This window comes from Duncaniella sp. B8, from assembly GCF_005304985.1.
Taxonomy (GTDB): Bacteria; Bacteroidota; Bacteroidia; order Bacteroidales; family Muribaculaceae; genus Duncaniella; species Duncaniella muris.
Window position 1 is genome coordinate 1,364,433 of record NZ_CP040121.1, and the last position, 24,508, is coordinate 1,388,940.

Below are 24,508 nucleotides of genomic sequence, written 5' to 3' on the forward strand. Positions count from 1 at the left end.
TAATCCTTTCATTTTCCTTTCACTCTCCTTTCAGGGTCCGTATCAGTCCCCCAGGTCAGAGAGTCTTCTTAACCTCGACTTCTTCGTAGGCTTCGATGAGGTCGCCTTCCTGCACGTCGTTGTAACCGGCTATCGAGAGACCGCAGTCATAGCCAGAGGTGACTTCCTTGACATCGTCCTTCATGCGCTTGAGCGATCCGAGCTCACCGGTGTAGCGCACAATGCCGTCGCGGATCAGGCGCACTTTGCAGCTACGCTTGATGCGTCCTTCGCGGACAATGGCACCGGCGATTGTGCCGACCTTGGAGATGCGGAATGTCTGAAGCACTTCGGCGGTACCGATGACTTCTTCCTTGATTTCGGGGGCGAGCATGCCTTCCATCGCGTCCTTGACCTCCTCGATGGCCTGATAGATGACCGAGTAGAGGCGGATCTCCACACCGTCACGCTCGGCGGCACGGCGGGCGGCCTGCGAGGGACGCACCTGGAAGCCGATGATGATGGCATCAGAGGCGGCTGCGAGGGTGACATCGCTTTCGGAGATGGCGCCGACAGCCTTGTGGAGCACGTTGACTTTGACTTCTTCGGTCGAGAGTTTGATGAGCGAGTCGGAAAGAGCCTCGATCGAGCCGTCGACGTCACCCTTGACGATGATGTTGAGCTCGTGGAAGTTTCCGATGGCGCGGCGGCGGCCGATCTCTTCGAGAGTGGTGCGCTTGGAGGTACGCAGACCGAGTTCGCGCTGGAGCTGTTCGCGCTTGGTGGCGATCTCGCGGGCTTCCTGCTCGGTTTCCATCACATTGAAGGTGTCGCCTGCAGTCGGAGCGCCGTTGAGACCCAGGATGAGGGTAGGTTCGGCGGGACCGGCCTCGGTGATGCGCTGGTTACGTTCGTTGAACATAGCTTTCACGCGGCCGAAGTGGGTTCCGGCAAGAATGATGTCTCCCACACGGAGTGTGCCGTTCTGCACGAGCACTGTGGCCACATAGCCGCGGCCCTTGTCAAGCGACGATTCGATGATCGAACCGGTGGCGCGGCGGTTCGGATTGGCCTTGAGGTCGAGGAGTTCGGCTTCGAGAAGCACTTTCTCCATGAGGTCCTCTACTCCGATGCCCTTCTTGGCAGAGATGTCCTGCGACTGGTATTTGCCACCCCATTCCTCTACGAGATAGTTCATCTGGGCCAGCTCTTCCTTGATCTTGTCAGGGTTTGCAGCGGGCTTGTCGATCTTGTTGATGGCGAATACGATGGGCACACCGGCAGCCGAGGCATGGTTGATGGCCTCGATGGTCTGCGGCATGACATTGTCATCAGCAGCGACGATAATGATACAGAGGTCGGTCACTTTGGCACCGCGGGCACGCATGGCGGTGAAGGCCTCATGGCCCGGAGTGTCAAGGAAGGTGATGTGGCGGCCGTCCGAGAGTTTCACGTTATAGGCACCGATATGCTGGGTGATGCCGCCGGCCTCGCCTGCGATCACGTTGGCATTGCGGATATAGTCGAGAAGCGAAGTCTTGCCGTGGTCTACGTGGCCCATGACGGTCACGATCGGCGGGCGGGTCACGAGTTCGTCTTCCGAATCCTCTTCCTGCTGGATGGCTTCCACAACCTCAGCCGAAACGTATTCGGTCTGGTAGCCGAATTCCTCGGCCACGATGTTGATGGTCTCGGCGTCGAGACGCTGGTTGATAGACACCATCACACCAAGGTTCATACAGGTGGCTATGACGTTGTTGATGGGCACGTCCATCATTACCGCAAGGTCATTGGCGGTCACAAACTCTGTGAGCTTGAGCACCTTGCTTTCAGCAGCTGCCTCGGCGGCCGCTTCATGGGCACGGTGGGCCACAGCCTCGCGTTTTTCCTTGCGCCACTTGGCGCCTTTCTTCTGGTTCTTATCTTTCGAGGTCAGGCGGGCGAGAGTTTCGCGCACCTGCTTCTGAACGTCTTCTTCATTGACTTCGGTGTGAACCGGACGTTTGTTGCGTTCGCGGTCTCGGCCACGTCCGCGGTCATTGCCGCCACGGTTGCCGCCGCCGTTGTTGTTACCGCCGCCGTTTCCGCCACGGTTGTTGCCACCTCCGCCGTTGTTGCCACCGGCGTTCTCACCGCCCTGGGCTGCTTTCTCGATGTCTACCTTGCCACCGATACGACGACGCTTCTTGCGGTCGCCGCCCTGCGATGAGGCATTGGCACCGGCCGCACCCTTGATGCGTTCGTTGCGGCGCTCTTCCTTTGATTTCTTTTTCGGACGGGTAGACTGGTTGAGGGCCGACAGGTCGATATGGCCCACCACTTTGGGAGCCACTACCTGGGCGTCAGACTGATAGCGGAACACTTCGTCTTCCGCAGGTTTTGCAGGAGCCGGTTCGGCAGGCTTCGCCTCGGCCTTAGGAGCCTCAGGAGCTTTCGGAGCTTTCGGAGCCGTGGGAGCGGGGGCCGCCGGCTTGGGAGCCTCAGGGGCTTTCGGAGCCTCGACTGCAGGCGCGGCGGCCTTGGCGGGTTCTGCCTTGGGGGCAGAAGTTTCAGCCTTGGGCGCGGGAGCCTCAGCCTTGGGGGCTTCAGGAGCCTTGGGGGCCTCGACCGCAGGCGTGGCGGGCTTGGGAGCTTCGGCCTTCATCTCTTCCTTCTTCACGGCAGGTTCAGCCTGAGCGGGCTCGGCAGGCTTGGTCTCAGCCTTCGGAGCCTCAGGGGCGGGAGCTGCGGGTTTCGCAGGCTCAGCCTTGGGCACAGGAGCTTCGGCTTTGGGGGCTTCAGGAGCCTTGGGAGCCTCGGCCGCCGGCTCAGACTCAGGCTTTGCGGGAGCCGCAGGTATGGGGTTATTGTTTTTGTCAAGCTCTATCTTGCCAATGACGCGGGGTCCGTGGGTGACAGAGGCAGCCGCTTCACGGTCAGATGAAGTAGCGACAGCTGATTTTTCTTTTTCTTTCTGACGCATGCGGTCGATACGCTCGCGCTCCTTGCGGTCGGGCTGGAAAGCCTCGACGAGGATATCATAGGCGCTCTCATCCAGACGGGTGTTAGGATTCGAGGCATCGATTGTGATACCCTTTTTACTCAACTGGTCAGCTAACGACTGGATAGTGACGTTGAATTCTTTAGCGGCTTGACTTATTTTTATTCTCGGCATATTGAGAGATTGGTGTTACAATTTTTATTGAGGAGGAGAGGTGCGGAATTCCGCCGGCGGAAGGCATCACAGTGCCTTGTGTGCTTATTCAGCTGGTTCTTCGGCGGGAGCTTCTTCGGCAGAGACAGCGGCTTCAGCCGAGGGAGCGGCTTCTTCGGCCGCGGGAGCCTCAGCAGGCGCTGCGGGAGCTTCGTCTTCGAATTCGGCGCTGAGGATGCGGATCACGTTGTCAACGGTGTCTTCCTCAAGGTCGGCCTTGTCAATGAGTTCCTGACGCGGGGTGCGGAGCACGCTCTTGGCGGTGATGCAGCCCATGTCCTTGAGGGCGTCGATAACCCAGCCGTCGATCTCGTCCTTGAATTCGTCGAGATAGATATCTTCGTCGATTTCCTCAGGGCTGTCGCGGTAGACGTCGATCACATAGCCTGTGAGCATCGAGGCGAGTTTGATGTTGAGACCGCCCTTACCGATTGCCAGCGAGACTTCTTCGGGGTGGAGGAAGACTTCAGCCTTCTTCTCTTCTTCATCGAGGTGGATGCTTGAGATCTTGGCGGGGCTGAGAGCGCGCTGGATGAAGAGCTGGGGATTGGCGGTGTAGTTGATCACGTCGATGTTCTCGTTGCGGAGCTCGCGGACGATGCCGTGGATTCGCGAACCTTTGACTCCCACGCATGCGCCCACGGGGTCGATGCGGTCGTCAAAGCTCTCGACTGCAATCTTGGCGCGTTCGCCCGGAATGCGGGCCACGGCGCGGATGTTGATCAGACCGTCGACAATTTCAGGAACCTCGCGTTCGAAGAGGCGGCGGAGGAAGGTCTCGTTTGTACGTGACACGGTGATCTTCGGGTTGTTGTTCTTGTTGTCGACGTTGGCGATAACGGCAAGCACGTTTTCACCCTTGCGGAAGAAGTCGCCGGGAATCGACTCGCTCTTGGGGAGGAGAAGTTCGTTCTTCTCATCGTCGAGCAGCAGAGTCTCGCGTGACCAGGTCTGATATACTTCGCCTGACACGAGCTGGCCTTCAAGTTCCTTGAACTTGGTGTAGATGGCCTCTTTCTGCAGGTCGAGGATCTTCGACTGGAGGGTCTGGCGGAGGTTGAGGATGGCGCGGCGGCCGAAGTCGGCAAAGAAGATTTCCTTGGTGTGTTCCTCGCCGATCTCCACGTCGGGATCGTCATCGGCGCGGGCGTCGGTGAGCGAGATCTGGAGGTTGGGGTTTGTGACTTCGCCGTCAGGCACTACTTCGAGATTCTGGAAGATCTGCACGTCTCCCTTGTCGGGGTTCATGATGACGTCGAGATTCTCGTCGGTGCCAAACATTTTGGCGAGCACGTTGCGAAATGACTCTTCAAGCACACTGATCATAGTGGTCTTGTCGATATTTTTCAGTTCCTTGAATTCGGCGAAACGCTCCACCATGTTGGGAGCTTCTTCTTTTCTTGCCATAGGGGTGGTTATGATATCTTTGTGTTTACTTTTTTATTCTTCTGTCTGTTAAAAAACCGGTCTGCGGCCGCTCACTTGAAGTTGATGACGTAGCAGACCTGCTTTGCCTGGGCCATAGGGATCACCGTCGGCTCGGCCACCATCACGGGGCGCTTCGCTCCGGGTTCCTTGACCTTGCGGGTGACTTCGAGGGTGAAGTCTTCGTCAGTCACGGCTGTGAGCACACCCTTGAGTTTCTTGCCGTCGCGGGTCAGCACTTCGACCTCGTTGCCGAGATTCTTCTCATACTGGCCTTTGACTTTGAATGGTGCGGTGAGCGAAGCGGTGCCCACTTCGAGGCTGTAGTCCTCATCCTCGCGGTCGAGTTTTTCGTTGAGACTTCTGTTGAGGTCGGCACAGAAGTCGAGATCTATGCCGGTGGCGCTGTCAAGCTCCACCACAATATCGTTTGCGGCCGAGACGGTCACGTCAACCACAAAGGCATCGGTTCCGGCAATGGCCTCTTCCACCAGGCGGCGGACTTCGTTCTTGTCAATCATTTGTACTTTTCGCACTTATAAAAACAATGGAGGAAGCTCGTGGCCTCCTCCGTGACTTTCTGAGTGCAAAGTTAATAAATTTTAGTTTTTTCAGCAAATCAAGCGACTTACCCACAGAGGAAGAGCGCCTTATTTAAGTTTTTTTAACCTCCGATTCGTTCTTCGGGGCGGTAGATGAGCGTGCAGGCATGGGTGGGATCGAGCACACGGCGTGCGGTGGCCACGACCGACGAGGTGGTCACCCTGCGGTAGGCCGGGACGATGTCATTGATATCCTCGCCGTGCATCTCGGCCATAGCGAGTGACTGCGCGCGCTGCAGATAACTGAGCGATGAGAAGGTGAATTCACTGGCGAAGCGGTTGATGGCGCGTTCGACCTCGAAGGGACTTACGCCGTCAGGACGGGCTTCGGCGTGGACATAGGAGAGGCGGTCGGGGCGGCCGGCGTGATAGCAGAGCCGCGAGGCCTCGTCTTTGAGACGGCTGACGGCCGTGCGGGCCGCCTGGGCCGAGTTGTCGGTCAGACGCGCCTGGAGCATCAGCATTCCCGGCTCCTCGCTTCCGGTGATCATGGCGTCGGCTGTGGCAAAGAGGTCGTCGCCGAGCACGAGGCGGCGATAGAAGCGCGACGAGTGGCCTGAGGCGAGAATGTCGGTGATAAGGTCACACTCTATATAGCCGGGCTCTCCGTAGCCTGGCATGGGATATGCCACCACCACACAGGTCTGAGGGACGGCTCCGCTTACTTCAAGCTCGCGGGGCGCAGTGACCGGAGGTTCCCGGTAGTATTGGCGCGGGCTGACCGGACGCGAGGGGATGGAGCCGAACCAGCGCTCCACACTTTCGCGCACCTGCTCCGGGCTGACGTTGCCGCTGACGGCGAGCACGGCGTTGTTAGGCGCATAGTGGGTGAAGAAAAACTGTCTGACATCAGCATCGGTCACTTTCTCGATGTGAGAGGGCTCCTTGCCGATGGTCGGGAAGCGGTAGGGGTGCGATGTGTAGACCAGTCCGCGCAGATAGTGGTGGAGATCGCCGTATGGGCGGTTGAGATGGGTTTCCTTGAACTCTTCGATCACCACGCTGCGCTGCACTTCGAGCGCCTTTGGCGAGAAGGCCAGGCCGAGCATACGGTCGCTTTCGAGCCAGAGAAGTGTTTCGAAATTGCGGGCCGGGGCCACGTCATAGAAGTTTGTGAAGTCATTCGAGGTCCATGCGTTGTCCATGCCGCCGGCGCGTTCCATCTCGGCATCGAAATCGGGGATGTTGACCGAGCCTCCGAACATGAGGTGTTCGAACAGGTGGGCCAGGCCGGTCATCGAGGGGTCTTCGTCGCGGGCACCTACGTTGTAGAGAACGTTGACGGCAACCATTGCCGTCGAGGGATCATAGTTGTGGATGACCCGCAGTCCGTTAGAGAGTGTGAATTTATGGCAGTCGATCATTTTTTTGCTGAAATCTGGACTTCAAAGTTATAAAAAAGCGCCGATATGGCATCGAAAAAAGCAAAAAGAGTGGATTATAGGGCTTTTAGCAAATAATTTTTAACAGATTTCTTGGAGATATAACTTTTTTGTCCGTATATTTGCAACATGAGCAATAGGTCATAATGGCAAGCCTATACTTTCCGGCCCTTTTACTCTCAATTATCTTTTATTAATCTTTTAATCTCAAACTCATCGCAATGAAAACTCTCGTTGAACAGCTCGCTTCCAACTTTGAAGCTTTCGCAAAAGACGCACAGGCTCAGGTTGAAAACGGCAACAAAGCTGCCGGTGCCCGCGCACGCAAAGCATCTCTCGAAATCGAAAAACTCCTCAAGCAGTTCCGCAAGGAGTCTATCGCAGCAGGCAAGTAATCAGAAAGCCCGCCTCCTGGGGGATTATCTCTTTTTGCCTCCCTTCAACAAACAAAAAGAGAGCAAAAAATATAAACCGCTGCCAGTCGAAAAGACCGGCAACGGTTTGTTTTTTTGTATAGCGGGTAGGTCTGGGCGGTCACCTGATGCAGTGGCGCAGAATGGCGTTGAGATCCTCGCGGGTGAAGCGGAGCGCCACCGAGGACTGGGTGGAGGCGTGGATGTAGAGCGAGATGGCGCGCGTCATCAGCACATCGTCATGGCAGCCCTTCATGGCCGAATAGCCGCCGTCAGGCAGGGCCTCATACTGCATCAGTTCATCGCAGGCCGTGGGGCAGCGCTCGGTGTAGGCCCCGTCGCGCACATAGGCCACGAGATTGGCTATCAGCGCCGCCTTGGTGCGTACATTGACGTGGAAGCCCGGCAGGCGCTGCCCGCTCTCGCCGCTGCGGCAGTAGAGGTAGGGATATGACTGCCTGAGAGTTTCGAAGATGTAGTGGCCGTGGCCCTCCGAGGAGCTTTCCCATGAATTGCTTTCTACAACGAGCATGGCATTGTTGAAATAGCGTCCGATGGCCGAAGCCTTGGCTGCGAGAAGATCATGGTCGATGTGGCCGCGCCACTGGCCCACTATCTCCGGCCGTCCGAGGGTGTCGGTGTGGCGGTCGAGCACGGAGATGACCGAATAGTCCGACCCGCGCGAGCGGCCCCCGATGTCGACACAGACAATGTAGGCCCCGCCCCTCCGCGGCTCTTTCCAGCGCACGAAAAGCCCTTGGGGCGAGGGTGAGAAGCGGGGCACTCCACCGGGACGGCTGACATCGCCCTGCTCCGAGAGCACCACCTCTCCCCTCTCGCCTTCCTCGCCGCAGCCTGCGCGCAGGCGCTCCACATCAGCCGGGGCGAAGACTCCGCGCGAGGTCGACTCGAAGGCCTCGGCGGCCACGGTGGGATATTCGGCTTTCATAGAGCGGTGGTCGGGGAAACCGAGCCGCTTGTCGTGATACCACTTTATGGCCTCCAGAGTGCAGCCGTGGTCGGTCCACAGACTGCGTTCGTAGGCATCGAGAGAGTCCCAGAGCTGCTGCGGATCGTCTACTTCGGAGCGATTGATGTCTATCTCATGCCAGGGCACGAAGAACGGAATCTTGTCACTGCGCCCCGGAGTGCAGGCGCGCATCCATTCGCGGTGGAAGAAGTTGCCGGTGCCGTTGGCGGTGCTTTCCATTGCTATGAACGAGAGCGGTTTGGAGGCAATGCCTGAGGTGACCGAGCGCAGCAGGTCGGCGGGATTGTGGAGCGGGGAGTCTTTCCAGAAAGCCACCTCGCTGAGATGGGCCAGCGCATAATCCTGGCCGCGTGTGGCTTCCTGATTCTCGCTCGAACAGACCGTCACCTTGCACTCGCGGCCGGGAATGACGCGGGTGTTGGTCATGCGCTCGAAGGGGCGGAATTCGGGTTTCACCTCCTCTTCCCAGTATTCTTCGGGATAGCGGGCAAGGAGGCGCGAATACATGCCTCTGATGGTAGCCGAGGTGTCTTTGACATGGGCGCAGATCAGCGAGTTCCAGCCACGGCAGTGGATTATCTGTATCCAGGCGAAGTAGATCTGTATCAGAGTCGAGCCGCCCCACTGGCGCGCTTTGAGCATGATCAGGCGCAGAGGATGTCCGGCGCGGCGCTCGGCCTCAAGAAGCGCTGCGAGCCTGCGCTGCGGACGGTTGAGGCGGAAAGGGATGTCGCGCGAGGAGATCTTGTCGGTGATCACTACGCAGCTGACGGCCCAGAAGGGGAAGTCATATCTGAACCGCAGGCGGGCTAAGTCGCGTTCAGAGGCTGCAAGACGGAGTTTCGGGTCGTCAAGCATTTCGGCCGGAATCCAGTAGGTCTTTCCGCCGAAGCTGTAGGGGACGCGGGTGGGATCCGAGGCATCGCCTGTCACCGGATCCGGATCATCGGCAAGTGCGGCATTGCGCCGCGCGTTTTCAAGGAGTATTTCTTTCATAAGTCAAGAGGTTTTCAGAGGGTGTTTAATAACAACCTCTTAGTACTGCCCGATGCGGAAGTCTCCGACTGCCACGCGGGCGGTGAGCGAGAGTGTGAAGCGGTGACGGTGGGGAGCGTGGAGTGCCACCGGAGGCAGATGGGTCAGCAACCCGGCGATCTCATAAGACGCAAGCAGATCGGAGTAGGCACCGCCGCAGCCGTTGTCGCCGAGCAGACTGACGCTGCCTTCGCCAACCTGCCCTCTGAAGGGCATCACAAATCGGCGCCAAAGCGCTGACGGTGCGCCGGGGCTGACCGAGACCGAGGCCGCAAAGGCTATCTCGCATTCCTCATCAAGCTCTTGGGTGAGATCATAGAGCCTGCCGTCAGCTCCTGCGCCCCAAAGTCCGGGCGGATGGCTCAGAAGCGAGGCAAGAGGCTGACAACTGCGGGTGAAGCGCACACGGCCGTCAGGCGAGGTGACGGCCACCGGTTCTGCGGCTTCGGCGGGGAAGCACCACAGCTCATCGGCGGCGCCTGAATAGCCGAGTCTGACGGCTCCGGCCGAGGGCCTGATGGTGGTGACACGGCGCCCGCTCACGCTGACCAGATCGCCTCCGGCAATGGCGGCGACCGAGGCCGAGGTAACGCAGACTGCCTCACTGCAGGAAGTGGGGCGCGGATCGAGGGTGCGCACCGTCAGGCGGCTGCGCAAGGAGTTGACAGTCAGACTCTGTATGCCTGACTGCCCGAAGAGATAGAAGCGTGAGCTTTCAGAGTCCCGGCCTGAGGCTCCTCCTACGGCGGCTGTGATGGCTACCGGGGCGGATCCGGCGTTTTCCACAGCGGCCTGAGGCGAAAGCGGCGAGGCAAGGGTGCTGACGGCAAGCATTCCGGGGAAACGGCGCGACACGGGGGCTGAGGCGGGGAGCACGAAGGCCGGAAGCGATTCGGTCAGCTCCACCGGAGCGGCCGAGGGGTGGAGCCAGTAGGCCATCGAGCCGGAAGGATCGGGGCGGAGGCTGACGCGGAGCACCGAGCGGCCGCAATAGAGCCTCATCTCCACCGCGTCAGGCGAGGGATAGACCAGCAGCGGCGACAGGAGGCTGACGGCAGGGCTTTTCCCTACGGCACTGCGTACCACCGACGATCCGTCGGCAAAGACAACTTTCACGGCCATTGGCTGAACCTCGCCGGAGCCGCTGTCAAGCTTCACGGCCATTTCGGCCGGCAGACTGCCGCTGAAACGCCGGGCCGACAGTCCGCCGGCCACTATGCAGTCGCCGCTGAGGCCCATGACAGATGCGCTCATCACGTGGGGCGGACTCAGCGCACGGATAGCCTCGCCGACAGGAGTCAGAGGCTTCACCGGTGCACCGGTCACAGAGCGCAGGGCTTTGAGATCGGCCCGGCAGTCGCGGCGGTCGGCATACCAGGGGTTTTCAAGCCCCTCCCACTCTCCGGCGGCGCTGTCGAAGCGGGCCGAGCCGAGGGTTTCGAGCGCGCCGCTGTCAAGACGGGCAAGGACGGCGGCCACCTGCGAGCTGAGCAGCGTGGCCGGAGCGGCCGGTGAGGCGAGGCTGTCATGCACTCCCGGCAGGCGCAGAGAGAGCACTGCCGAGGTGGCCGTGAACGAGCCGAGGGTGTGGGCGGCACGAAGGTTCCCTTCAAGCGGATGGAGCTGCGGGCTTACCTGGAGCTCGACGCTGCTGATCGTCCGGGCCCACAGTCCGTCAAGACTGCCGCGCAGACGCAGGCTGAATGTGCGGGCGGTGAGAGTAGTGGCCGCGACCTCGCTGAGAGAGCCGCCGCTGAGGCTGAAGGCGGCTCCGGTGAGCTGCGGTCCGCTGTCTGGGCCAAGGAGCACGGGCTGGGAGGTGTAGATGACACGGCCGTCGGCCCCGCGGAGGCGGTAGCGGGCTATGACGGGCTGAAAGAACACCCGCCGGGCCACTGCCCTGTCGCCTATTGCGAGATAGGCTTCGGTAAGCGCCGACTGCATGGAGGCAAGATCGGCCGACGTGAGACCGGCGGAGCGCGAGCTGTAGCTGCCGCGGAGGCTGCGGGCGTCGATCGTGGCTGAGACCAAGCCTTGGTCAATGCGCTCTATGGTCAGGGGCGGCGGGAGTTCAGAGGCACTGCGGGCGGTCCAAAGTCCGCTGAGGCTGTCGCGGCTCAGCATCTGAGGGTCTTCACCCTCGGAGGTCATTAGCAGAAGACTTTCGCCGGTGGCCACGGCACAGCGGGGAGTGCCTGAGGCTCCGGCTGGACGGTAGACTTCCTGACCGTCAAAGCAGAGGAGTCCGCTGTCATCGGCAAAGAAGAGGGTGAGCACTCCGGCGGAGTCGCAGAAAACTCCGCCGGGCAGAAGCCTGGCGCCGGGAATGACCTGGGATGTGAGGTGACGGGGCGGTCCGACAGGCACGAGGGAACTGCCTGCGGCGGCGGGACGCAGATTGTGGCAACGGCTGACTGATCCGTCATCGCGCAGCGGGCCAATAGGGAAACGGAGAGCTGGTGGAGGTGTGGTTTTCATGAGCAGGAAGCGGGTTCATTGACTGAGGCTTAGAGGGTTAATGATTCGGATTAACAATTCACGGAGTAATGGAGTCGGTGTGGAGCTGATGATTTTCTGATGCAAATTTACGGTCTCAGGAAGCGGATTTGGTGCGATAATGCGGAGAGAGGCAAAAAATTGTAAAAAAATTTCTGAGAAGCATATTGACTTGCAGGATAAAAAGTTGTAACTTTGCGTCAAATCGGCCAATTGCATAATCGACCGGAGACAATGGCAACTGATCAGCGTACACGCCCGGCAGTCGCCTGAATACCATGAAGAGTTTTATACCTTAATATATATAATAGGAATCAAAGATTATACATAACACTAATTCATTTAATACCAATTCAACTATCATTTAATTCTACACCATGATTAAAAGAATCAGGAGCATGGTCCTTGTTCTGGCATGTCTGTTGGGGGTTTCCCAGGCCAATGCAGAATTCAGGAATTTCAAGCTCAACCTCGGAGAAGAGGGCCTGCTAACAGCCGACGAAATTGCCGGCAAACAATCAGTTTCTTTTGGAGTTGTGGTCAATGCCGATGGATCGCTCACACGCGTCGATGCATCTGACACTTCAGCTAACTTGTTTTTTTCAGGCAATTACCACAGCGAACACGGCTGCACCGGAAGCACTCTGAAATTTGCCGTTGACGGCCCGGTAAAAATCACTCTCGGCACATGCCAGTTTGGCACAGGTGATGCCACCGTCACCAATGCCGCAGGCGAAACCGTGGCTTTCTTAAACAGCAACAACGGCACATGCTACCACGGCAACCGCACTGACAATGTCGTATCGGCCTATTATAAAGGTGGTGCGGCACAGCTCACTCTCACTCCCAAGAACTACACTCCCTACATCGCTGTAGAAGTGGCTGATCCTTCTGAAATCGTTGAAGACGCAACCGTCAGCTTCGATTTCGGCGAATATGCCGGCGCCGGTGTGCTCCCGGCAGGAGAAAAAGTAGAGATCGGCAAGACTTTCACAATCCCCAGCAACTACACAATCTACCAGGAAGGCAAAACCCTCGTAGGCTGGACCGATGGAGCTAAAAATTACGAGATCGGCGAAATCGTCACTGTCAACGGAGATCTGACCCTCACTCCCCGCTTCGTCAGCAACACCGTAAGCCTCGCCGACCGCACCGAAGCTCTGACACTCAAATGGAACTTCCGTCGCGACCAGGGTGTTCCCACAGTGGCTTGGGAAGGAAAAACAGGCGTATTCATGGTAGCTCAGGCCAAGATCGGCACTGAAATCATTGATGTCCAGCTCCCCATCTCTACCTCGCCAGGCAAATTCAACAACGGCAGCAACACCGACTGGGCTCAGGTTAACTCAGGAACCACATTCACCGTACCTTCATGCAAAGGAGCTATTATTTCTTTCGAATCATACAACCTCACAAATTCCAAGACTCCCGTCACTACAATTGACGGACAGACTATCAAATCAAGCAAGAATCCTTCATTCCAGATCGCAGGCAATGCCGAAACTGTTGATATCGTGGCCGGTTCTGACATCGGCTACATGCGCTACGTACAGGTTGTGCTTCCCGTCGCAGAATCAACCGGAGGCAAAACCTTCGACAACGTTGCGGGCACTCTCACCTGGGCCGTCGGTAACGAATCCGAACCCTCTGCAGACAGCGCCATCAACGGAGCCTACTCCACAGCCGGTGTGAACGCCGGATCAAGCCTCAAGGTCGAGACTGCCACTTATTTTGACCAGGAGATGGCTAAATATACTCCTGAGTCAGACAATCTCGGAACCGTAGCGGGCGCTATGATTGAATATCGCATCAAAGCCGCCAAAGGCATCACTTTCACTCCTTCGGAAGTGAAATACGATGCTGTCAAGGTCGGCACAGACAACGCAACTTTCTCCTACAGCTATGTGCTTGACGGCACCGAAAGCACCATCACCAAGGTAGATGCTTCAACCGTGCTGCGCAACAACGGCGCAAACGCCGCTACAGCCCAGCTCGGCCACTCTGTGACTATTCCGGAGAAAGCTGTCAACGAGTTCGCGTTCCGCTTCTATATCTCCAACACAGCAAGCACCAAAAACATTGCACTGAGCAACATCATTATCAACGGTGTGTTCAACGGCACTACCGAGGAAGTAGCCCTCTACACACTCAACGCATCTGTAAGTCCTGAGGAAGCAGCAGCGCTTACTGTCTACCCCAAAGCGGCTGAATACGAGGCCGGCAGCGAAATTTCACTCTCTGTAAACCCCAACTTCGGCTTCCACTTCGTGAACTGGACCGATGCAAGCGGCAATGTCGTTTCTACCGATCCTCAGTTCACCTACACTCTCAACGAGAACTCTGACCTCACCGCCAACTTCAAGTCAGTTGCAACCTATGAGCTGAAATATGACGTTGAAGGCGGTGCCAACACTTACATGGTGGAAGTCTCTCCGGCCCCGACTGTTATTGACGGCAAAAACATGTATGAGACCGGCTCTAAAGTCACACTCAAAGCCACCTCCAATTCAATCCTTACGTTTAACAACTGGAACGACGGGACAACATTCCCTGAAGTTTCACTGACAATGGATTCCGACAAGGAGATGACGGCTGTCTATTCGGCCATCGATTATATCATCGGCTGGGACTTCTACCGTCCAGGAAACAACGGCCGTCCCGCAGACTTTGCGTCGACTCCTGAAAACGAAAGCGTGGCCCTTGTGCTTTACAACCCCGAAACCAAGGAGACAAGCGGCTGGCTTGACAAATCTACAGAAGCAGCCGGAGGCTATGAATCGCTCCTGGGTGCCGCTGTCAACTGGACCAAAGGCTCCGCCGATGGCGACATAGGCCACAACTATTTCCAGACCACTGCCATCAACGCACGTGATTTCTCCAACATCAAGGTCAGCGCTGATCTTCTCTACAACTACAACGCCTATACCCGCGTGATCCTTGAATATTCACTTGACGGTGAAGAGTGGAAAGAAGTAGCTGACGTCAACATGCCGGTTGAAAAGACAGTCTACCCCATTGCAGGCACACTACCCGCTGAGGCAGACCATGCCGAGACTCTCTATCTCCGCTGGCGTCCTGACCTTTCAAGCTCTATAAACGGAACTAAATCTGCTAATGACGGCACAGCCATCGCCAACATCTATCTCACCGCCGATGCCGCTATCTATGACGATGGCACCGCACCCGTGGTTCTTTCTACTGTTCCTGCTGACGGAGCCGAAGGCGCATCTGCGACCGGCAAGATCGTCATCAACTTCGACGAGAAGATCAAACTCACAGACAATGCCAAAGCCACCCTCAATGGCGAAAGCATCGAACTCGCTGTTTCAGGCAAGACTGTTTCGGCAAGCTACCGAAACCTCGCCTACGCTACCGAACAGACTTTCGAACTTGCCGCAAACTCCGTATGTGATCCCGCCGGCAACACACTCACTTCTGCCGTGACCGTGAAGTTCACCACTATGGAACGTCCGACAGTCGAGAAGGCTCTCTACCACCACGAAGTCAGCACCACTGAAGAATTCCTTGCCGCCCTCGAAAAGGCCAACACCCGTCAGAACACAGGCGAACGTTACCGCATCTATCTCCACAACGGAACTTATGACCTCGGCAACCGCTGTCTGACCGCCATCTCAGGCAACAACATCTCGATCATCGGACAGAGCGAAGAAGGTGTCATCATCGTCAACCATCCTCAAGATGAAGGTATCGGTGTTACAGCTACCCTCTTCAACACCAGCACCGGCCTCTATCTCCAGGACATCACTCTTAAGAACGCCTACAACTATCTCGGCACTACCGGCCGCGCTGTCTGCCTCCAGGACAAGGGCGACAAGACTATCGCCAAGAATGTCAAGTTGCTCTCATACCAGGATACATATTACAGCAACAAGTCAACCAGCCGCTTCTATTGGGAAGATTCTGAAATCCACGGCACTGTCGACTTCCTCTGTGGCGGTGGCGATGTTTACTACAACCGCGTGAACCTCGTGCTTGAAAAACGTTCAGGCAACGTTATCGCAGCCCCCAACGGTCAGCTCAAATACGGCTACGTATTCCTTGACTGCGAGATCAACGCTGTTGCAGGCGGAGAATCTACCGTAAACGGCGCTTACACCCTCGGTCGTCCCTGGGGAGCTGACTGCCGCGCCCAGTACATCAACACCCGCATGAATGTCACTCCCTCTGCCGCAGGCTGGGCTGAGATGGGCAAGAACAAGCCCCTGGTATTTGCAGAATATAATAGTACTGACAAAAACGGAACTCAGATCGACCTCTCGTCACGCAAAGTGAAATTCGACGGTGGAACTCAGGCAAGCGCCATCCTTACAAAGGCTCAGGCCGACGAACTCTCTATCGAGAACGTGATGGGCGGATCTGACAACTGGAATCCGCTTGCCTTCACCGAACAGGCTCCTGCCCCCACCAACGTAACTATCAATGAAAATGGTGAGATCAAATGGGACCGCAGCGACTATGCACTCTGCTGGGCTGTCTGCAAGGACGGCAAAATCATTGCCTTCGTGACAGAACCCACCCACACAGTTGAGGCTGAGGTTTCACGCGCGGCTGCTCCCGTCTACACTGTCCGCGCCGCCAATGAAATGGGCGGTCTCGGCGAAGAAGTCAAGGCAGTCTATACTGAAACCACCGGCATCACAGACATCACAGCCGACCAGGAAGTAGTCTCAACCGTCTACTACAACATCCAGGGCATCGCCGTAAGCCCCAACACCACCGGCCTCCTCATCAAGGTAGAGACACTTGCTTCAGGCGCAACCCGCACAAGCAAAGTGATTGTGAAATAAGTTCAGCCGAAAAATCAGACACCATCGGCAGTCAGCACTGACTGCCTCCCCCACTCCACCGCGGCCCGGCACCACGCCGGACCGCGGTCTTTTTTCAACCGAAGCTTCAATCAGACCAATCAGGCTAATCAGGCCAATTAGACCAATTGGTCAAAACCCAAAAAGAAAGCGCTTTCAGGCAAATCAATAACCTGAAAGCGCTTTATGCTTTTAAATCCTAAGGCCTTACTCCGTCACCGTTCCAAGCTCACGGACAGAACCTGTCAGCGGATTGAAATGCAGGTAAGACGGAGACTTCTTATTGGTAAACAGGCTCGGATCAAGTCCGAAGACAACTCCATACTGCGCCACATCGAAAGTATCTTCGGCAAGAGTCTCGTCGTCATAGCTCAGGGTCACACGCGCAGTGCCCGGAATGCGGTAAGCCACACCCCCCTTGGGGAAAGTCTTGGTAATGCCCTTCTCATTGACCGGCAGCTCGCCGCGGGTCTGCGGAGTGATCGAGATATAGATCGGCGCACCGGAAAGATCATTGGCGTCCACAAGGCCGTCCAAAGCCGACAGGCGAGCCACCACCTTGCGGCTCACAGCTCCGTCGTCAGGCAGATAGACCGTATAGGTGCGGACCTCGACTGACTTCTGGACAGTGCCGAGAAACATCGCCGTCAGAGCCTCTTCCTGCGAGGCAAGCTGATCAAGGGCAAGCTTCATGGCAGCGCCGTCAGAGGGCATAGCGTCAGCCTGACCGGAGATGATCTCGTTGCGGTTGTTGCGGAACTCATAGATCTTGTCGGCGGCAAGCTGTGCACGCTTGGCCAGTGACTTGCTCTGGATCATCTCAGGCGTGATGGCCTGCTGTGCCACCGGAAGCTGCAGAATGGTCGGTTCGGCCTCTACCGGCTGCGGAAGCGGCGAGAGGCTGACTGTGGCCTCGTATGACTCATCGTTGACCGACAGCGGAAAATTCAGGTCGCTCACGGTCATGTAAGTGCCGGCTCCGCCCTTGAATGTGGCCAGATAGCGTTCCTTCTCATCGGCTATGGCTATAGGATTGACCACCGCCTCGGTGATGCGCCAGCTTGTCGACGGCTTGAGGATCGGAGTCGCGTTGAGATAACGGCGCGCATACTGATAGAACTCTCCGGGAGTGCTGACGGTCTTTTCAACCGCCACTGTGACCTCAAAGGCGGTCAGCGGCAGAGTGTAGATCAGGCCATACTCGCTGGCCTTTGTCGCGCTAAGTTTTGTTGAAGTCTGGGCAGCGGCCGGAACAGCAGCGGCGGCCGCTCCGAGCAGCAGTATTGATAGTAGCTTTTTCATCTTGACTGTTATTGCTGTGAATTATGACAGATCTGTTTGTAAGAAACCCTGCGGTGCAGACTCGGCCTGACGGAATCAGGCGCCGAGAATCGACTTGATGGCCTTGCCGGTGGCGGCGGCTATGTCGCCCGCCGTGGTGCCGTACTCGCCCTCTTCGGCTGCGGCTATGTCACCCGCAAGACCGTGGATATAGACTCCGGCGGTAGCGGCTGTCTCCGATTTATATCCCTGGGCAAGGAGCGCGGTGATGATGCCCGTGAGCACGTCGCCGCTTCCGGGAGTGGCCATTGCCGACGAGCCTGTGGAGTTAAAAAACACTTTGCCGTCAGGGCGCACAGTGGCACTGTAGCGGCCTTTGAGCACAATGATCAGCTTGTATTTATGGGCCACTTCGAGAGCTTTCAGCAGACGGGTCTCCGCCGAAGCCTGCGAGCCGAAAATGCGGTCGAACTCCACAGAATGGGGAGTCAGTATCGACCCCGGAGTCAGGTGGTCGATCAGCGCCGGATTGCGGGCTATGATGTTGAGCGCGTCGGCATCGAGAACCATCGGGCGCTTGATGGTCTTGATCAGAGTTTCAAGCGCGCCCTTGGTGGCATCGTTGGTGCCTATGCCTGGACCGGCCCCGATAGCCGTGTAGTTGAAGCGCGGGGTCATGTCGGAAATTACGTTCTCCTCGCGGTCGGGCAGGAAAAGCGCCTCCGGAACTGAATTCTGAATCACGCCGAAACCACAGCGCGGCGAGTGGACCGTCAGCTTGCCGACCCCTGCGCGCAGAGCGCCGCGGGCAGCCATGACGGCAGCTCCCATCATGCCGTAGCAGCCGGCAAAGAGCAGCGCATGACCGAAATCGGCCTTGGAGCAGAAATCAGGACGGCGTTTGAGCACCCGGCAGACGTCATCTTTCTCTATGAGATAATATTTCGTGGTGGTTTCCTCGATGGCCTTGCGGCTCAGACCGATATCTACTGTCTTCCACCGCCCGACAAGCTCGGCGTTGTCGCTCAGGAAAAATGCGAGACGGGGGAACTGAACGGCTATGGTGAGATCGGCGTGGACCACATTGCGCGCGAGCACACGGGTGTTCCAGTCGCCGAACATGCCTGAGGGCACGTCGATCGACACTACCGTAGCGCCCGACTCGTTGATGTAGCGCGCCATAGCCATGTAGCCACCCTCAAGCGGATTGCGCAGGCCGGTTCCGAAAAGGCCGTCGATCACAAGGTGGTCGGGGGTAAGGGGCGGAATGTGGGCTGTGTGCACGATCTCAGTCATCGAGACATTGCCCATGCGCATCAGCTCCTCGCGGGCCATACGGCAGTCGCGCGAGAGAGAGTCGCCCTTGACATTGATGAGCACCACGTGGGGATTGAAGCCGGCCTCGATCAGCAGCTTGGCCACTATCAGGGCATCGGCGCCGTTGTTGCCCGCGCCGGCAAAGACCATAGTGGGTTTCGACTGACGCCAGCGGCTGAGAATCTCATTGACCACACCCTCGGCCACCCGATGGATAAGCTCCATAGAGCTGACACCCTCGTCGTCGATGGTGACGCGGTCAATGTGGCGTATATTTTCAGTAGTAAATATTTTCATGATCCGGAGATGAGTCTGTGAGTGACGGAAGCCCGACAGCCGGCTGTCGCTTTTCAGCCTGCGGCCCAATCACTTCTATTGCAGATTACAAAATTACAAAACAAGATTGTCATGAGCAACCCCACCCCGAAACTTTTTCATCTGATCACTACGAAGCCGCCACCGGGCTGCATGGTGACCGACGGGGCTTTTTTGCCGGCTGTCAGATCTTTTCTGACAGGATTACGGTCGGCATCGTCGCAGTAGAGCGTATAGGCATCGCCCTTGGCAAGACTGTCAAGAGTGACTGTCACGGGCTTGCCGGTGGCATTTACCCCGGCTATGTACCACTTGTCGGCATGGCGGCGCGCCAGCACCACATAGCGGCCCGGATAGCCTTCGATGAAACGGGTTTCGTCCCATACGGTGGGCACCTCGCGCAGATAGTCCATGCAGACGGCCGGCGCGTCCTCAAGATTGTAGGGCGTTATGGCGAAGTTCTGCACCGGATTCTGAAACAGTACGGTTGTGGCCAATTGAAAGGCATCGCTGGTCATGCGGCGGTGACCGTCACGGTTGTTCCGGCTGATATACTTGTTCATGAAACAGCCGCCGAACTCCATGCAGCCCACACTATTGCGGATGAAGGGGTGGAGCGTGGCGTTGAAAGCCTCGTCGTCACAGGCCTGCTGGGTGAAATACATGTTCTCGCTTGCTCTCACGGCCTCGCTTCCCACATAGTTGGGATACATCCGCTCCCATCCGCGCGGCAGTGTGCAGCCGTGGAATATCACCATCAGTCCGTGGTCATCGGCATCAGACAGTATCGCCTCATACAAGCGCATGGTCTCCTGCTTGTCGCCGCCGAAGAAATCCACTTTTATACCCTTCACGCCGAGGCTGCGCAGCCAGCGCATCTCAGCCTTGCGTCTGATGGGATTGTCCATGCAGTTTATCGGGCCCTGCTCTATGTCGTTCCAGTAGCCTGAGGAACTGTACCACATTATAAGGCTCACTCCCTTCGAGCGGGCATATCCGGCAAGCTCCGGCAGACGGTCGCGCCCGATCTGAGTGTCCCACCAGTTGTCTACAAGCACATATCTGTAGCCCATCTCATGAGCGAAGTCAATGTATGCCTTCTGGTCCTCCATGTTGATGCTCTTGTCCTGCCATACAATCCAGCTCCATGTACCGCAGCCAGGCTCATAGCTGTTGGCCGAATCATAACGCGGGCTGACGAGATCCCAGGGCACGGTGGTCTCCACTATCGGCGCGAGGTCGCGGCCCACGGTGATAGTGCGCCAGGGAGTATAGCCTGGGAGAGCCATCGCGGCGCCCGCATTGCCGTTGCCGTTGTTTTCCTCCGGCATGGGATAGGCTATTGTATAGAGGCCGTCGAGCCTGTAGTCGCTCAGATGCGATCCGCAGTAATAGCCGTCGACCCCGGTTTCGGAGAGGAGCACCCAGCCGTCATCGCCAACTCTGAACAGACAGGGGAAGGTGTAGCCACGGCCGTATTGCGAGACGGCGTCCATAGGCGCATCGGCCGTGTAGACCTCCTCATACGACGGACTGGTGCGCTTCCAGTTCTCCATAGCCGTGCGCTGTGGCGTAAGGAAAGTGGTGGTGCCACCAGGAAAACGGAATCCTGAGGCCTCGGAGCTTATATAGATCGCCCCTGTATCGCCCTGACGAGGTATGCGGTAACGGAAAGCCACATCATGGTCCGACACCCTGAACTCTACCTCCCAGCGGCCTCCGCCGGGAGTTTCAAAAGACACCGTCGCTTCATTGGCCCGATAATCGACCGAGCTCTTCTTGATGCGGTCAAGCGTGTAATGTTCCTCAACCCTCCTGACCTCCGAGGGGACGATGGAGGACGATGTAGTGAAGGAGCCGATGTTTGATTCGAAACCTAAAGGCGACTGGCGGAGCATGGTCTTTCCGTCGAGAGTCACCGAGTAACACGGACGGCCTTCAGCGTCAAGCTCAACGCTGACGTCAAGTTTGCCGTCCGGGCCTGTGATGTTGAAAGCAAAAGCCGTTGATATGCCGGCAAGCATTGCGATGACCGGCAGCACTGTTCTTTTCATAAGTATGGATAGAGTTTTATAGTCCGGCAGGAAATCACTGATAGTGAGCAGTCTCTAATCAGAGACCCTTAATGAAACAGCCTCTAAGTTAGGCAATTTTTCAGAATCCGCCAACCCGTTGCGGCACTCATCAGCCTCAGCGGTCTCCTTTGATTACAAAACCCGCTCATTTTTATTACAAAACCGTCACTCCTCAAGCCAGGCAGACCTCACCGTGGCTATTCCATCCCGGCAGATCCGATTCTATATGATCTCGAAATCCAGTCCGCGGCGGCGCAGTTCTTCCGGCAGGCCCGGAGCCGGACTGACGAGCAGACGGCTGATGCCTGGCAGCAGAAGCAGTGGAAGATCATCGAGATGGTCGGTGGCCACAACGGCTATAGTCCACCCCTCGCGGGCGGCATAGTCCAGACAGAGATCTCGTTTGCGTTCACCGCGAGTCTCAGTGTAAGCCTCTCCAGCCCAAGCCGGAAGCGGAGTGGCGATGAAACCGTCAAAGCCTGCCAGAGCAGTAAGGCGCGGCAGGTAGAGGTCAGGAGCGGCCGATGCAAGCAAAATCCGATAGCCCCGCCGCCTGTAGCCGTCGAGCCGTTCAAGCAGCTTCCGGTTCAGAGCAGCGCCAAGCACCGATACAAAATTCTCCATGTCAGCTTCAGACATTGATTCAGCCGCCATGCGGTGGACCGGATGCTTCATGCCCGTGTGGCTTATCAGCCTGAGGCGGCGCAGTCCGAGCAGACCGCCCATGCGAAGCAGACGCCAAAAGCCACGCCGCCGGCGCAGCTGGGCGGCCATGAAGCGCACCAGCATGTGCAGCGAATTGCCGCAAATCAGCGTGCCGTCAAGATCTACGACCACGCAGGGCGACGCCACACACTGCACCCCCTCAGCCTGGAGTGAAACTCCGGTTGATATTTTCATGCGTCCATCGACCACGGGAAACGGATTAAAGTTCTGTCATCATAGATAGCATAGTCAGGCCTCGTCAGCGGAGCGGCTGTGGTCACGGTTATGGCAGCCGTGCGCAGTTCAATTTCAGGATTCCCGCACCTCAGCGCCTCGGCCACTCGCAGCATGGTCGTTCCGCTGTCAACGGCATCGTCCACAAGCAGCACCCTGATCTGTCCAAGCCCCGTAAGCGAAGATGGCAGCTGGAACGGAGGCAGGTCAGAGACACTCCTGTGGCGACCCGCCAAGACGTAGGCCTCAATAATTCTGAGCCTGTCAAGCAGAGGGCGCGGCAGACGGCCGAGCACCTTTCCGAACATGCGCTTGCGGCTCGTCGACGGCCTTTGGAGGCCCACAAAACCGAGAGCCGCACGCGAGAAGCACGGACGCATCTCACAGGCCACATACTCACCGCCCCGGCGTATGCCCACAATCAGCTGCGGCTCGAAGCCCGAAGCGACCACCAGCCCCGCAAGCTCCCGGCATATACGGCCAAATGCGGCGGAATCGAGTGTCAGCACTCTCATCTGATCCTCCCTTCGTAGAAACGGTGCGAGACCTGTCCGAGCACTCCGCGTCCGAGATAGCTCAGCACTATTCCGAGCTTGTTTTTCAAACGCACCCGTGGATTTGAAAGACTCTCACGGCGGTAAGCCCTGATCAGTCGCCAGCACTCATCGGCAACCGGCGCATAGCGCCCGTCAGGGTCATTCGCGGCTATCAGGCCGAACATATTGAAGGCCGCGCTCAGCCGGCGGTCACGGGCCGCAGGCAGCAGAGCGGGATGATGGAGAGCCATATGCTTCTCCATGCGCTCCGTCACTTCAAGCACATCGAAGCGACGCGGCGAAAAGCAGCCTGTCACGCTGACCGGATTTTTGCGATAGAAGTATAGGCAGTCTGGTATAAGAGCTGTCTTCCCGGCCTTTTCGGCCAGAAGATAGAATATGTCAAGGTCTTCATAGAGGATGCCTTCACGGAACCTCAGGCCGCTGTCAAACAAACTTCGCGCAAAGATCTTGCCACACACGGAGGGGCAGGCTCCATCCTGATAGAGCACCTTCTCTATATAAGCCTCCTGCCCGAACACCGTCGGCAAACCGGCCGGAGCATCCGCCCATCTGACCTGCAAGCTATCGGCGCCTTCAGTCCACCGGGCCTCAACAAACGAGGTGCCGCTCCTGCTGGCGGCCTCAAGCAGCACGGCCACGGCATAGGGCGAAAGCACATCATCGCTGTCGAGAAACATCACCCACTCTCCGCGCGCCATTTCCAGACCAGAATTGCGGGCAATTGGAAGACCTCCGTTGGGACGCCTGAGGACCCTCACCCGGCTGTCGCGCTCAGCATATCCGTGTATTATCTCCGGAGTAGAGTCGGTAGAGCCGTCATCAACCACAATCACCTCCAGGTCAGTGAATGTCTGTCCGAGAGCGCTGTCAAGACACTCCCGGATATACATCTCCACATTATAGGCGGGTATTATGATAGAAACCATGCTCTTATCCGAGATTCTCAGACTGTCAGTCCTGCCTCTGAAGTTCGAAACCGGCCGTCATGCCGTCATACTGCTGAAGGATGGCGGTGAGACCTTTGATTGTGCTGTTTCCTGAAAGAGAGCCGGCCTTTTCAACCAGCGTCATGAGCTTGGTGACATCGAAAGTGAGTTCCATTCTGTTGCCGTTCATGACAATAAAGCCCTCCATAGAGCCGACCTTTATCTTTTTGAAGGCCTTGAAATTGAAAATGAAGTTTCCAGACTCGGAGTCCCTGGTGATAGTGCCGTTCAGAGTAATCATGCGGGCCTTGAAGGTGAATGTGGAGTCGGCATTGATGGTCATGACGAGCGAAGTCAGACCGGCGGTCTTGTAATAGGGAGCCAGTTTGGCCTCTACCTGCTGTGCGGCGGCGGCACCGCCGGCCTTGAGCAGGAAATTGTCACTTTTGAACGACACTGCCGGATTGAGATATTTCCATGTTCCCACCATCTTCTCCACGGTAAGCTTCGAACTTCCCACACCGAGAGCGTTTGCCACACCTGAGAGCAGATCGCCGAGGCCGCCCCCTTTTGAAGAGCCGGTCTTGGTCGAGTCAGACGCGGTGGCTGAAGAGACTTTGCCGAGAAGGTCTGAAATGTCCCAGCCAGAGGCTGAGGCGCTCATTGAGGTTGAAAGGAATAGAAAGAGAAAGAGGATGACAGTTAATTTTTTCATATTTGCAGTTATTTGATTTCTAAAAACAGAGAAGCAGG

General features: G+C 57.3%; 15 protein-coding genes. 2 read left to right on the forward strand and 13 right to left on the reverse strand.

The window, feature by feature from the left end; all coding sequences use genetic code 11:
* Nucleotides 1-55 precede the first annotated feature (55 nt).
* The 4 genes from infB to FDZ78_RS06045 all read right to left on the reverse strand — a co-directional run bounded on the left by infB (nt 56) and on the right by FDZ78_RS06045 (nt 6,563).
* The gene (gene infB, locus FDZ78_RS06030) at nt 56-3,133 is read right to left on the reverse strand and encodes a translation initiation factor IF-2 (protein WP_136408225.1); all 3,078 of its coding nucleotides are present in this window, start codon (nt 3,131-3,133) and stop codon (nt 56-58) included.
* 84 nt (nt 3,134-3,217) lie between these two features.
* Complete coding sequence (gene nusA, locus FDZ78_RS06035) at nt 3,218-4,579, reverse strand: transcription termination factor NusA (protein ID WP_107032450.1); 1,362 nt, start codon at nt 4,577-4,579, stop codon at nt 3,218-3,220.
* Nucleotides 4,580-4,650: 71 nt separating this feature from the next.
* Nucleotides 4,651-5,118 (reverse strand): ribosome assembly cofactor RimP, encoded by a 468-nt coding sequence (rimP, locus tag FDZ78_RS06040; protein ID WP_107032449.1) that lies wholly within the window; start codon nt 5,116-5,118, stop codon nt 4,651-4,653.
* Nucleotides 5,119-5,261: 143 nt separating this feature from the next.
* Nucleotides 5,262-6,563 (reverse strand): pitrilysin family protein, encoded by a 1,302-nt coding sequence (locus FDZ78_RS06045; RefSeq protein WP_136408226.1) that lies wholly within the window; start codon nt 6,561-6,563, stop codon nt 5,262-5,264.
* A 239-nt stretch (nt 6,564-6,802) separates the two neighbouring features.
* Here FDZ78_RS06045 and FDZ78_RS06050 point away from each other — a divergent pair, with 239 nt between their 5' ends.
* A complete protein-coding gene (locus FDZ78_RS06050) occupies nt 6,803-6,976 on the forward strand; it encodes a histone H1 (protein ID WP_107032447.1) in 174 nt (57 codons plus the stop codon).
* Nucleotides 6,977-7,115: 139 nt separating this feature from the next.
* On the opposite strand, the gene FDZ78_RS06055 is transcribed toward FDZ78_RS06050, so the two are convergent.
* Both FDZ78_RS06055 and FDZ78_RS06060 read right to left on the reverse strand, forming a co-directional pair.
* The gene (locus FDZ78_RS06055) at nt 7,116-8,981 is read right to left on the reverse strand and encodes a hypothetical protein (protein WP_107032446.1); all 1,866 of its coding nucleotides are present in this window, start codon (nt 8,979-8,981) and stop codon (nt 7,116-7,118) included.
* A 39-nt stretch (nt 8,982-9,020) separates the two neighbouring features.
* Nucleotides 9,021-11,498, reverse strand: a complete 2,478-nt coding sequence (locus tag FDZ78_RS06060) for a hypothetical protein (protein WP_137426189.1) — start codon at nt 11,496-11,498, stop codon at nt 9,021-9,023.
* A gap of 395 nt (nt 11,499-11,893) precedes the next feature.
* Here FDZ78_RS06060 and FDZ78_RS06065 point away from each other — a divergent pair, with 395 nt between their 5' ends.
* A complete protein-coding gene (locus FDZ78_RS06065) occupies nt 11,894-16,324 on the forward strand; it encodes a pectinesterase family protein (protein WP_136408228.1) in 4,431 nt (1,476 codons plus the stop codon).
* Nucleotides 16,325-16,549: 225 nt separating this feature from the next.
* Here FDZ78_RS06065 and FDZ78_RS06070 read toward each other — a convergent pair whose 3' ends face one another.
* The 7 genes from FDZ78_RS06070 to FDZ78_RS06100 all read right to left on the reverse strand — a co-directional run bounded on the left by FDZ78_RS06070 (nt 16,550) and on the right by FDZ78_RS06100 (nt 24,470).
* Nucleotides 16,550-17,644 (reverse strand): DUF4831 family protein, encoded by a 1,095-nt coding sequence (locus FDZ78_RS06070; protein ID WP_136408229.1) that lies wholly within the window; start codon nt 17,642-17,644, stop codon nt 16,550-16,552.
* 75 nt (nt 17,645-17,719) lie between these two features.
* Nucleotides 17,720-19,237 carry an NAD(P)H-hydrate dehydratase gene (locus tag FDZ78_RS06075; RefSeq protein ID WP_123611074.1) on the reverse strand — a complete coding sequence of 506 codons (1,518 nt, stop codon included), beginning with the start codon at nt 19,235-19,237 and terminating at the stop codon, nt 17,720-17,722.
* A 137-nt stretch (nt 19,238-19,374) separates the two neighbouring features.
* Complete coding sequence (locus FDZ78_RS06080) at nt 19,375-21,309, reverse strand: glycoside hydrolase family 97 protein (protein ID WP_137426190.1); 1,935 nt, start codon at nt 21,307-21,309, stop codon at nt 19,375-19,377.
* Nucleotides 21,310-21,552: 243 nt separating this feature from the next.
* Nucleotides 21,553-22,230, reverse strand: coding sequence for an HAD family hydrolase (locus FDZ78_RS06085; RefSeq protein WP_124075935.1), 678 nt, complete (start codon nt 22,228-22,230; stop codon nt 21,553-21,555).
* Entirely contained in the window at nt 22,227-22,784 is a 558-nt protein-coding gene (locus FDZ78_RS06090; protein WP_124075934.1) for a phosphoribosyltransferase, read from the reverse strand. The genes FDZ78_RS06085 and FDZ78_RS06090 overlap by 4 nt, the downstream gene beginning before the upstream one ends.
* Nucleotides 22,781-23,755 (reverse strand): glycosyltransferase family 2 protein, encoded by a 975-nt coding sequence (locus FDZ78_RS06095; protein ID WP_137426191.1) that lies wholly within the window; start codon nt 23,753-23,755, stop codon nt 22,781-22,783. The genes FDZ78_RS06090 and FDZ78_RS06095 overlap by 4 nt, the downstream gene beginning before the upstream one ends.
* Nucleotides 23,756-23,780: 25 nt before the next feature.
* On the reverse strand, nt 23,781-24,470 hold the full coding sequence (locus FDZ78_RS06100; RefSeq protein WP_136408231.1) for a lipocalin-like domain-containing protein: 690 nt from the start codon (nt 24,468-24,470) through the stop codon (nt 23,781-23,783).
* Between the last annotated feature and the right edge of the window lie 38 nt (nt 24,471-24,508).